10 protein-coding genes, 2 tRNA genes and 1 other RNA gene are annotated in these 12,217 nt (G+C 42.9%); 8 read left to right on the top strand and 5 right to left on the bottom strand.

The genetic code is table 11. The features are described from left to right. Positions 1-422: 422 nt before the first annotated feature. The 4 genes from AS194_RS03825 to AS194_RS03835 all read left to right on the top strand — a co-directional run bounded on the left by AS194_RS03825 (position 423) and on the right by AS194_RS03835 (position 2,781). Positions 423-2,090 carry a sodium:solute symporter family protein gene (locus AS194_RS03825; RefSeq protein WP_058024153.1) on the top strand — a complete coding sequence of 556 codons (1,668 nt, stop codon included), beginning with the start codon at positions 423-425 and terminating at the stop codon, positions 2,088-2,090. A gap of 94 nt (positions 2,091-2,184) precedes the next feature. Then, a complete protein-coding gene (locus AS194_RS13885; RefSeq protein WP_208855952.1) occupies positions 2,185-2,319 on the top strand; it encodes a putative transporter small subunit in 135 nt (44 codons plus the stop codon). Between the two features lie 177 nt (positions 2,320-2,496). Next, positions 2,497-2,570, top strand: a tRNA-Cys gene (locus AS194_RS03830). Between the two features lie 124 nt (positions 2,571-2,694). Further along, a tRNA-Leu gene (locus AS194_RS03835) sits at positions 2,695-2,781 on the top strand. A gap of 288 nt (positions 2,782-3,069) precedes the next feature. On the opposite strand, the gene AS194_RS03840 is transcribed toward AS194_RS03835, so the two are convergent. The 5 genes from AS194_RS03840 to AS194_RS03855 form a co-directional block, all read right to left on the bottom strand. Next, the gene (locus tag AS194_RS03840; RefSeq protein WP_058024154.1) at positions 3,070-4,698 is read right to left on the bottom strand and encodes a long-chain-fatty-acid--CoA ligase; all 1,629 of its coding nucleotides are present in this window, start codon (positions 4,696-4,698) and stop codon (positions 3,070-3,072) included. A 387-nt stretch (positions 4,699-5,085) separates the two neighbouring features. Then, a complete protein-coding gene (locus tag AS194_RS03845) occupies positions 5,086-5,331 on the bottom strand; it encodes a hypothetical protein (protein ID WP_058024155.1) in 246 nt (81 codons plus the stop codon). A 76-nt stretch (positions 5,332-5,407) separates the two neighbouring features. Beyond that, positions 5,408-5,659, bottom strand: a complete 252-nt coding sequence (locus AS194_RS03850) for a hypothetical protein (protein ID WP_058024156.1) — start codon at positions 5,657-5,659, stop codon at positions 5,408-5,410. Positions 5,660-6,056: 397 nt separating this feature from the next. Beyond that, positions 6,057-6,415: a transfer-messenger RNA gene (gene ssrA, locus AS194_RS13395) on the bottom strand. An 85-nt stretch (positions 6,416-6,500) separates the two neighbouring features. Beyond that, positions 6,501-7,172, bottom strand: a complete 672-nt coding sequence (locus tag AS194_RS03855; RefSeq protein ID WP_058024157.1) for an alpha/beta hydrolase — start codon at positions 7,170-7,172, stop codon at positions 6,501-6,503. Between the two features lie 421 nt (positions 7,173-7,593). Between AS194_RS03855 and AS194_RS03860 the strand changes: the two genes are divergently transcribed. The 4 genes from AS194_RS03860 to AS194_RS03875 all read left to right on the top strand — a co-directional run bounded on the left by AS194_RS03860 (position 7,594) and on the right by AS194_RS03875 (position 12,114). After that, positions 7,594-8,967, top strand: coding sequence for a glycerophosphodiester phosphodiesterase family protein (locus AS194_RS03860; protein ID WP_058024158.1), 1,374 nt, complete (start codon positions 7,594-7,596; stop codon positions 8,965-8,967). A gap of 232 nt (positions 8,968-9,199) precedes the next feature. Continuing rightward, complete coding sequence (locus AS194_RS03865) at positions 9,200-9,979, top strand: response regulator (protein WP_058024159.1); 780 nt, start codon at positions 9,200-9,202, stop codon at positions 9,977-9,979. 16 nt (positions 9,980-9,995) lie between these two features. After that, positions 9,996-11,783, top strand: coding sequence for a two-component system sensor histidine kinase CreC (gene creC, locus AS194_RS03870; RefSeq protein WP_058024160.1), 1,788 nt, complete (start codon positions 9,996-9,998; stop codon positions 11,781-11,783). A 130-nt stretch (positions 11,784-11,913) separates the two neighbouring features. Next, positions 11,914-12,114 (top strand): hypothetical protein, encoded by a 201-nt coding sequence (locus AS194_RS03875; protein WP_058024161.1) that lies wholly within the window; start codon positions 11,914-11,916, stop codon positions 12,112-12,114. The last annotated feature ends 103 nt before the right edge of the window (positions 12,115-12,217 follow it).

The following is a 12,217-nucleotide window of genomic DNA, read 5'->3' on the forward strand; positions in this document are numbered from 1 at the left end:
TAATTTTGCTGTAGATACCTGCCTTGTCAGCGCTCTATAGCAGCCAGCTACTATCAAGTATGACCACTTGACAGCGTGATGGACTATCCATCAACAGACGCATGCTGATGACTGCCCTGCGATTTTTGTGAGACGTGGCTCACTGTTGCATGTGATTTTTTCAAATGACGTACAACAGTGAGTGACCGGCATGATGTCAATGGACAGTTGTCATTTACAGGTTACAGGATCTACTCTTGAAACACCAAGTACGCCAGCGCGCTGCATTTGGGTCGGCGCTGACCGCTTTTTGTGACGGCCAACTGTTTGTTAGCACTGTGTGATGCCTCTACATAAGACTTTTATGGGCTTTATTGTATTCTTAACAGTTTTGGATAAAGTTATATTATTAAACTTTTATTTATGTAAAATAATCGCGAGGTATGAATTTGAAAACTGAGTCACTGTTCCAATTTTCATCGTTAACCATTATTTTATTGTTGTTAGCGTTTTATGGCGGCACGTATTTGTTGTCATTGCTGATCAAAAAAGACAAAGAAACCACTTCAGGATTTATGGTGGCAGGCCATGGCGTCGGCTTTGGCATGGGTGCTGCTAGTATGACCGCTACTTGGATTTGGGCGGCATCGTTTTATGCGGCGGCGACCTCTGGCTACAAGTATGGCGTGTCAGGGCCGATACATTACGGCTTTTGGGGCGCGCTGATGATCTTATTCATCTATCCTTTTGGTATGCGCTTTCGTGAGCTTGCACCCGATGGTCATACCTTAGGTGAGCTTATCCACGCCCGCCATGGCTCATCAAGCCAATTAATTTTAGCCATATCCAACCTTATGGGCAGCTTAATTAGCTTGATGGTCAACTTTACTGCAGCTGGGGCGTTGGTGTCGGTATTATCGCCATTATCGTTTCAGACGGGGGTCATGATTGCAGGTATCGGGGTGCTAAGCTACACCCTAACCTCAGGGTTTCGCGCTTCCGTCTTTACAGACTTTGCGCAATTGGTCGCTTTGATGGCCATCGGTATTGTCATTATTCCAGCGGTACTGTTTGCGATGGGTGGGCCGCAAGTCATGGTCGATGGCCTCTCTAACCTCACGTTTGAACAGCAGGATTTCTTTTCATCCGAAGCGTTTTTTCAGCAAGGAGCGCCCTATTTTGTCGCTGTACTTGCTTATGCGATTGGTAACCAAACCATCACGCAGCGCTTGTTTGCGATCGATAAGACTAAGATTAAACAGACCTTTATTACCGCCACGGTCGGCTATGCTGGTATCGTCATCGGTCTTGGTATGATCGGATTGATGGCTTTGACCATCGGTATCGAGCCACTAGATGGCAATATGAACAACCTCATCCCGCAGATGGTCAGCACTTACTTGCACCCTGTATTTATCGCCCTATTCTTTATCTTAGTCATTGGCTCATTGTCATCGACTGCTGATTCGGATTTGTCGGCATTATCGACCATTATGATGGCAGATGTATACGGTAAAAACATCGCTAGAGGTAAAGTCAAACCTAAGACCATGATGCTCGTTGGTCGTAGCACGATGATTATCGCCACCGCTGCCGGACTGATCTTTGCCAGCTTTAAGCTAGATATCTTGGTGATGCTCGTATTCGTCGGTGCATTATGGGGCGCGATTGTTTTTCCGGTCATCGCCAGTGTGTTTTGGAACCGCGTGACCAATGCCGCCTTTACCTCGGCAGTCATCATCGGCCTGCTGCTATTCTGTGTGGTACGCTTTGAGCTGCTACCAATGACAGGCTTTACTGCCCTTTTCTTTGAAATACTGGCCAGTGTGGGCGCCGCAGTCGTGATTGGACTGATGGTCTTTGGCTTTTTGGGTCGTAAAATCGGCATGGTAGCGGCAGCGATAACGCTGGTACTGATGCTCATTTTTGCCACAGGCTTCTTACGTCAGTACATGGTACTACTGGCCTCACTAACAGCCTATGGTGCCAGCACCATTGTTTGTATCATCGTTAGCCTCATGGGTGATGAACACTTTGATTTTGCTTTAATCAATCAACGTGTCGGCGATTATGATAAAAAAGCCAAGACATCGACCTCTGAGCTTTCATAAACACAGGTAGCGAGCACCGCTTGCGGGTTTGGCAGTTGGTCAATATGTGACCCGCTGCACAGGCAACCCTTCATAAATACTATAAGGAGATATCATGGACAACGTCTTTATCTACGGCTTATATATTTTAATTTGGCCAGCCATTACGCTCGGCGTGCTGGTATTGATTTGTACCGCGACTTATCGCGATATCAAACGAGCCAAACGTAATAACGAAGAGATATTATAAAAGTACACACTCAATGATCATTACTCTCATCAGTGAGTCCGGCTCGCTGATGAGCCTGAATACGCAAAAAACTCATAAAAAAGCACTAAAATCAGCACAAGTGAGAAAATAAGCTATTTTTAGCCAAAAAATGACTTGTAATTTGGCATATTTTTGCTAATATAGTCCACCTTGATTGGCTGGATGGCAGAGTGGTCATGCAGCGGACTGCAACTCCGTTAACGCCGGTTCGATTCCGACTCCAGCCTCCAATTATTTATTAACTTTACGTTAATTTTGGCTTGCATTATTATCTCAACTGATTATAATAGCGACCACTTATCTAGTAACTAGACAGTCTATCAGCTAGTTTACATGTTAGATAACACAAGTTTTGCCCGGGTGGTGAAATTGGTAGACACAAGGGATTTAAAATCCCTCGCTAGCAATAGCGTGCCGGTTCAAGTCCGGCTCCGGGTACCATTACATAGTCCTATACTATCTTATAGAACAGCTAAAGCCCCTGATATCAGGGGCTTTGTTGTATCTGGCGTTCTATACTGTCCTGCTCTATCGAAGTTTATTCAAAAGCACCGTCCATTAATTTTCCATGCGCCATTGCCATAGCAATTAGAGTTGCGGTACAAGTCAGAACATTTAAAGAGCCCTTTAAATATTCTGACTTGCACCACTACACTTAGCAAAACCTATGTCATTGTCATACTTGAGCCTTTTAAGATGATGCTGATATTATGGTCTAAGATCATGCCATCACATCTCTAATAGCGCATCACCATACTCATCACGCAAGTCTTTTTTCACCATTTTTCCGGCACCGTTTAGTAAGATGTTCTCTACAAAAATAACTTTGTCAGGTATCTGCCAGCTAGCAATTTTATCTTCATAAAAACTTAGCACTTGTGACTCATCGAGTTCTGCATTCTCTTCTTTTACCACAATCAGTACCGGACGTTCTCCCCATTTTTTATGTTTTGCGGCGATAGCAGCTGCCATTTTTATCTGTGGATGGCCGGCAGCGATATTTTCAAGCTCTACTGAGGAGATCCATTCTCCACCAGACTTAATTAAATCTTTTGATCGGTCACGAATATTCATATAACCATCAGCATCAATAGTTGCAATATCACCCGTGTCAAACCAGCCATCTTCTGTAATGGCATCAGGATTCTCTGTATAATAATCGTTGATAATCCAGTGACCTTTGATCTGCAAGCGACCCTGAGACACTCCATCCTCTTTGACTGGTTTAAGTGGCTCATCAGTGTCTATGAGACGTAACTGAACACCATACGGTGGACGTCCTTGAGCGTTACGTAGCTCGTTAATCTCATCGTCACTCAGCGATTTATGCTTAGCCTTTATCTGATTCATCGTACCAAGCGGACTGGTCTCTGTCATACCCCAGCCGTGTATCGCATCGCAATTAAAGTCTTCTCTAAACGTTTTAATCACTGATGGTGGACAAGCGGCGCCACCGACAATGGTCCGCGTCATACTATCAAGCTTACTGCCTCTGGCTTTAGCAGCGGTCAATAGGCTTTGCCAAATCGTGGGAACACCTAACGCAACCGTCACCTTATAATCATCAATGAGAGATACTAGGCTATCACCATCCAAATTGGGACCTGGGAGCATCAGAGAGCAGCCAGTTAATGCAGCCGCATAAGGGGTTCCCCACGCGTTGACATGGAACATCGGTACCACGGGTAGCAAAACATCTTGTGCAGAGAGCGCGGAGACATCAGGCATGCATAACGCCATCGCATGTAGCACAGAAGAACGATGCGTATATAAAATCCCTTTAGGGTTACCAGTAGTTCCTGATGTGTAGCACAAAGAGCTGGCTGTTGCTTCATCGAATTGAGGCCAGTCAAAGTCAGTAGAATTTTCTGCTAATAGCTCATCAAAGAACAGTACATTAGGCAGTTTTTCTACGATACTATCATCTCGATCACTTAGACAAATGAAGTGTTCAACACCTTTGATATGCTCTTTGATTGCCATAATTAGTGGTAGGAAAGTAGTATCAAAAAACAGTACACGATCATCAGCGTCATTGATAATGTAGCTAAGCTGCTCGGGGAACAAACGTGGATTGATAGTATGGCAAACCATGCCACTACCTGAAATCGCATACCAAGCTTCTAAATGACGACGATTGTTCCAAGCCAAAGTCGCTATGCGTTCTGATGATTTAAGTCCCAGTGTAGCCAATGCTTTGGCCAATCGTTTTGAGTTATCTGAGACAGTGCGCCAATTGGTATGAGTCATCTGTCCATCGACTTCTTTGGACAAAACTGCCGTATCACCATGATAACGGGCAGCGTGTTCGATTAGACCACTGATCAGCAATGGCTGATACATCATTTTTCCTAACATAGTACACTCCCTGTCGTTGTTAAAAGTTCGCTTATTTTTATTCATGTATCCTCTAATACTAAAAATAAACCACAATTAAGAATAATCAGAATTGTGTGTCAAGACAAGATAATATTATGATCGTCATCGATTAAAATAAACGGCTGTTCATTATTTATAGATTGCTGCTAATACTCTATTTTCCTTTTCCTACTAATTTACCAAACAGCTAACTACATTAATCATCAATAAAAAATCGTTGAATTGCTCTAAACTCATCAAATTTCTTAGGTACTTTGAGCAATACCACATAATGCAAAAAAACCGATCAAATTAAATGATCGGTTTTTTGTTTGTGGTGGGATAGCAAGAACTAGGGACACGCCCTAAATACTTTGATAAGTTTTTTTAAAAACCAACTTCACTTTGCGTTAGTGCACGTACCTCAATCGGTACTGCATGAAACCAACCATTATCTGCGGCGCAATAAAACTGCCCGTCCCTAAAATCTACGATACACGCTGTAAAGTCGTTCCCTACTTGATCTTCCATAGCGTCTTCATCACTCACATCACTCACGGCACACCATATTTCTTGATGCCCACTTTCAAGCATTGAGCGCGTCAATTTACTCCCCACCATTCCACTATCCATACCACTGACTCCTACAATGAAGATGATTCTTTAGGCAATTTAGGCAAACAATCAGGTTACATCCGTGTTCGTTCAACTATAAGCCTACGTCATCTTGAGTAAGCTCGACCTTTTTAACGGGTACAGCGTACTGCCATAGATGGCCTTTATCACAAACAAAGCCATCATCACCCAAAGACACGATAGACACTAATAATTCGTAATAACCATTATCGATGGCTGTCATAGCATGATCGTCACTGACATTGCTCACAGCACACCATACCTGATTATCATCCCGCTCTAATATTGCCTGAGTCAATCTACTACCCTGTAGTTCGATAAGCATGTCTAATCCCTCATTTTTAGTCTGTTATTTTTATACTTTACAGATAAATTCACTTTCTACAATATATTTTTTCGACTTGAAGGTTACAAATAGACATACTGAAAAGCAATTCTAGCTTGCCTTGAGTAGCGTTTTAGCTAATTACGACGATGATAAGCATGAGATATTTCATGGTGAAATCTATGATATGTAACGTGATATATGCCAGGTACAACATGATATAGGTCAAGGGCATTGGAGTATTGTTTGTTAGTATTGAACAGCTGGAAAAGCTTCAATACCAACAAAAACACCAACATCCTATATATTAGCCATCCCTTTATAAGGTAAGAAAAAGTCAAAAAACACGCAAAATAAAGGGCTGACAATCTGTGACTGTCAGCCCTTTATCAATATTTGGTGGAGATGGCGGGAGTTGAACCCGCGTCCGCCAGCATTACGCTCATGAATCTACATGTTTAGTTTCTGTCTTTAATTTTAGTCCTCACCGATCCGACAGTCAGGATGGATTGGACGATTCTCTACTTTTGAACCCAAGCGATTGAGACAATCCCTTGTGGCGAACCTATATACGGACGCTTCAACTGGGCTAACCAACTATAGGTAATCGGCAGCGCAGTAAGCAGGGTTTAAGCTGCTAGAGCGTAAGTTTCGTCGTTTGCGACTATAACAATATATGTTTGATTAACGAGAGGACATACACTCTCGACATGCATCATTGAGTTTCATCACCAGCGTCGAAGCCAGAACATCCCCAATAAGGTCGCTTATTATATAGGAAAATTAGGCAGGTTTTCAACCTATAGTAGACTTGCATTACATTACGTTACAGCTTAATAATTTACGCCAAAACGGTATTTAACCACTGACCAATATTTTGAATCTGCGGCATACAGACTTGATGTGCCATCGGATACGTATTATAAGACACATTATAGTCTTTTGCTGATAATAGCTGATGTGCTTGCTCACCTAGGATGACAGGCACGACTGGATCATGCGTACCATGCTCAATCAGAATCGGCATGTCTTTATTGGCAGCACTATACTCAATATTGTCATTGGTCGCTAAGTAGGTAGAGAGCGTCATCAAGCCAGCTAAGCGCTCTGGGTAACCAAGTGCCACGTGATACGCCACCGCCCCGCCCTGCGAAAATCCGGCAATAACGATGTGCTCTGATGATACGCCGCGCTCAATCTCACGACTGATCAAATCTTGTATCTGCTGAGCAGACTCTTCAATCTGAGCCACATCTACTTTTCGCTCAAGACTCATCTCCAAGATATCATACCAAGCCGGCATCACCATCCCACCATTGACCGTGACAGGACGCTTGGGCGCATGCGGAAAGATAAAACGTACTGCCATATCATCAGCCAAGCCAAGCTGCGGTACCACTGGCTCAAAATCATGTCCGCTCGCGCCAAGACCGTGCAGCCAAATCACCGCGCGATCTATCTTTTTTTGAGAGGGATTGTGCTCAACGACGACGGCGTCTAGATAGTTACTCATAATTATCCTTAATAATGTAGTGAGATATGCCCTAAGCATTTCTATGTTTTTTGTCAAAATAATGTATGTGTCATTATATGGTCAATATCATCTGTTAGTTTGAGAATATGGTCAATAGTGAGGTGCTAAATGGACAATAGCGAAAATGAGAACAGCATAAGAAGATACGTATGATTTTATGACCGATAAGCCCAATACTATCAAGCTTATATACTGTCAACTGTCTCTTCTTTAGTACATGTGCCTACAATTGTATCTGCATTAATGTTAAGTTCTTACAAAGCTAAGTCCTTATAAGAATGTCACGACCTTTAGTTTCTTTTAGCAAACAGCAAGTAGCAACCAACGCTCAAATGCTAATCTTTTAATTCCTATCCCTACGTCCGATGGGATTTTTTATAATTTTGCAGGAACATTTTACATGACAATTTTTGATAAATCAGTGCTTAAGCTGAGTAAGCAAACGCTGGCTAAAGTCAATAAGATTCATCTCGCCTTACCTTTAACGCTTATCAGCTCATTATTGATATTAGGCTGCACTACTGATAGCCGCTCAATGCTCACATCAAAAGCCCCTTTATCGACAGCGCAACCGCAATCACAGCCACAACCTTCCTCACCTGTCACATATACCTATGGCGTGCGTCCGTTTTACCTGATAAATGATATGGACGAGGGACCATTAAAAGAAGAGTTACAGGCGTGCAGGGGGCAACTACCAAGTAAGACAGACTTCTCTATTGCGCATCGAGGTGCGCCATTACAGCTACCTGAACATACTTATGATAGTTACGTGGCTTCAGCACAAATGGGTGCTGGCATCTTAGAATGTGATGTTGCATTTACCAATGATGGAGAGCTTGTCTGTCGTCATGCCCAAAACGATTTGCACACCACCACTAATATTCTAACCACGCCGCTGGCCAAGCAATGTACCGTACCGCCTGTATTGGATGCTAAAGGCAAACTTACCAATGCCGATAGTATCGAATGTCGCACCTCAGATATCAGTGCCGCTCAATTTAAAACCTTGACGGGTAAGATGGATGCTGCCAATAAAAAAGCAACCAGCATTAGCGAGTATATGAATGCAACCGCACCTTGGCGAACGGACTTGTATTCACAAAATGGTAAGGTATTGACGTTAAAAGAGCATATCGCATTGGCACGCCAGCTAGGCATGAAGCACACACCTGAGCTAAAAGCACCAGCCGTGACCATGCCGTTTAATGGCTATCGTTTAGACGATTATCGCCAACAGCTGATAGATAATACTTATAAGGCAGCGGGCGTGCCTGCAAGTGATGTATTTGCCCAGTCATTTAATATAAAAGATCTGGATTACTGGATCAAAAACGAGCCAGCTTATGGCGCCAATGCCGTCTATCTTATTGATGACAGCAATGAGACCGCTAATAATAAGACATTTGATAAAAATGACGCAAGTACATGGAAGCACTCATTGGCTGATATCAAAGCACATGGCATCAATACCATTGCACCGGCGCTTTGGTTATTAGTCACTACTGACGGTAAAGGCAATATGCAACCATCAGAATACGCAAAACAAGCCAAAGCCAATGGTCTAAAAATCATTACTTGGTCGATAGAGCGTTCAGGACCATTAACCGATGGTGGCGATTGGTACTATAGCGGTCTTGGAGATGCTATCAACAATGATGGTGATATGATGAATTATATTGACGTACTAGCGCAGGATGTCGGAGTCCAAGGCGTTTTTTCAGACTGGCCCGCTACGGTGAGCTACTATGCCAACTGCAAAGGTCTTAAATAGATTTTCGCTTAGTTTATTGATAGATAATCATGCTTAGTTTGTATTACCAAGGCCAGCTTATCCATTGAGCTGGCTTTTTTATGGAATATATTAAAGTGATTACCTCACAAACTGTCTATTTAGCACCCTACTTTTCCATTAATTTTTCACACCATTTGACTCGTAGCAGCAAGAGCAGTCTGCTGTTTTGTGCTACGATAATTTACTAAGATTATAAGATGATGTAGAGACTATGACCCATATTTTACTGGTAGAAGATGATCCTGCGATTGCCATGTCACTCAAGGTTACCTGCAAGCGCGAAGGCTGGCAGATGACTTGGCTGGATAATGCCAGTAGTGTGTTACCCATGCTGCATAGTCATGAAGCACAAGATCTATCGGCAATCATTATGGATGTCGGTCTGCCAGACGGTGATGGCTTGAGCCTGTGTCAACAAATACGTCATACACCTGATATCGACGCCTTAAAAGACTTGCCTATTGTATTTTTGACTGCACGTAGCGATGAGGTCGATCGTATTTTAGGGTTGGAGATGGGTGGCGATGACTACTGTGCCAAACCCTTTAGTCCACGTGAATTGGTCGCACGCTTAAAAGCCATTTGGCGACGTGAACAGCTGATTCAACAGTCAGGCTCTCATATCATAAACTCAAATGACAGTACTGATAATACTTCGTCAAACAATCTATCAGGACAAGCATTAACGTTTGAAAACCAATCTGGCGTTTGGCACTATCAACCGCTTAATTATTCATTAACGTGGCAAGAGCAAAAGCTGGAACTTAGTAATACTGAGCGCAAAATTTTACTCACCTTGTTACAAGCGCCCAATCAAGTTTTTAGCCGTGAGCAGCTACTCAATGCGGTGAGTGACTATCCTGATCATCGATTGGCTCGCACGATAGACAGCCATATCAAGTCGATTCGTAAGCAACTTGCGACTGTTGATACGAGTATTGAAGTCATTCATACACATCGTGGACTGGGTTACGCATTATGTCCAGCTTAATAATAGCTGCTAATTTATGAATCATAATGCCAATAATGCTGAGAGCGATACTCATAACGACCAAAACAATTGGTATGCCAAATTGCATCCCATTGGTACTGTGCAGCAAACTCCTAAACGTAAACGACTGCTCAATTTAAGTATCTTTTTTAGGATTTGGCTTGCAGTTGCTTTGGTACTCATCATTTGCGGCGTGGTTGTATTTACCCAGTTGTTTGGCTACGTCAAGCCAACCGCGCAGCAAGTCATCGAAGACACGCTCCTAGATACCAGTAAGTTACTTGCGGCCAGTCTCCAGATACCATTATCTACAGGGCAACTATACGATGAGGCTTATCAAGCGCAACTTGATGCAGCCTTTGTAGGCATACCAGCGATTAACGATAATTTAGGTCCCGTCTATCAAACCAAAAGCTATAGCAGCTTTCGGGTATATGTAACAGACAGCAGCGGCAGGGTCATTTATGATTCGCTACCCCAACCTGACAATAATGAAGGGCAAAACTATGGGCGCTGGAATGATGTCTATCTCACATTAAGAGGTCAGTACGGTGCCAGAAGTACGCTGCGGGATAACCAGCAGCGTGATGGCTCGGTCATGTATGTCGCACAGCCAATCAAGAATATGTCTGGCGAGATTATCGGCGTGGTCAGCGTCGGCAAACCTGTCGCCAGCGTGCTACCTTATTTGGACGATACACGTAACCGCATGCTGATCACAGTGCTATTCATCAGCACTGCTGCCCTCATTTTAGCAGGTCTCATCGCATGGTGGCTCAAGCAAAGTATTACCTTGGTGACTCAATATACCAGTTCGCTGGCAGAAGACACCAAAAAACCCTATTTTTATCTCGGTCATGAGCTAAACAGCCTGACAGATACCATTGAGACTATGAAGCATCGACTAGAGAATCGTGCTTATGTCACTGATTATGTGCATACACTCACTCACGAGTTAAAAAGCCCTTTAACCGCCATTCGCGCCAGTAGTGAGCTGTTAGAAGATGATGGACTAGATGGTCATATGCTTGATCAGGATGATCGGCAGATGCTCATTGAGACGGTTGGTGAGCAAAGCGTAAAAATGCAGCAGCTCATCGACCGACTACTGTTGCTTGCAAAAGTTGAACAGCCTACTTTTAAGCTCAGTCGTCAGCTAACGCCGCTACTGCCATTATTACAGAGTCTAATAAAAGACAATACCGCTAAGCAGCAACAGCAGAATCTACAACCTATCGATATATACATCGATGATCAGCACATGACAAACACTACAAACTTACCAGCAGAATTATTGGCCTCTACCAGTGTGTTTGCTGACCAATTTTGGTTGGTACAAGTCTTACAAAATGTGCTGGATAATGCCATTCATTTTGCTGATAACACTGTTGATATCTCGTTGCACAGCACAGCGCGAACGGTAATCATCGATATATTTAATGATGGAAAGCTATTGCCTGATTATGCTATTGAAAAAGCTTTTGATCGTTATTTTAGCCTATCTCATCAAAGCCATTCTGTTCAGCAAGTGAAAAATCAGAATACAACCTATACGCTAGATACAGGTTCAGCACATCACAAAGCTGACTCAAAACAGTCCGATAGTATTCTCAAAAAAGGTACCGGTCTTGGACTCACTTTAGTGAAGCAAGTCATTGAGCATCATGGCGGTCAGGTAACTATTGATAATATCCATGCTAATGATAATAAAATTGGCGCTGATAAAGCTACACCTGATAACACTGATACTGGTAAAAATCAGCGTTCTGGTGTGATGGTTAGCATTACCCTGCCACTAGCTTAAAAATAAGCATTGATAACAGTTCATCAATTTTCCATCATGACTGCACAGGATTTCTACTTCTTTATTTTACGATAGCACTAAGATCTATTGAACCATCAAATTCGTAAAGCAGATTAGAAGGAGAACATTTATGTCACGTCAATTAACTGATAACCCTATCATCAAGCACCTAATCGGCCTTAGTCGTCATCACTGCGCGCAGATACTATCCAGCCAAGGTGTCGGTAGTATTGAGTTTGGACATTGGCTAGCGATTCCTAGTCAGCAATTATTACTGGTCTTTCGGCATCAGCAATGTGTAGCTATTGATGAATATCGATTGGCAGCCTGATATCTTGCTCGCTCAGCACGTTGATTGTTTTTAGGTAACACCTGTATTTTATTGGGACATAAAAAAGCCCTTTATCATTTCTAGTATTAAACTACTGGAAACA

Origin of the sequence: Psychrobacter piscatorii (assembly GCF_001444505.1) — a bacterium.
Lineage (GTDB): Bacteria > Pseudomonadota > Gammaproteobacteria > Pseudomonadales > Moraxellaceae > Psychrobacter > Psychrobacter piscatorii_B.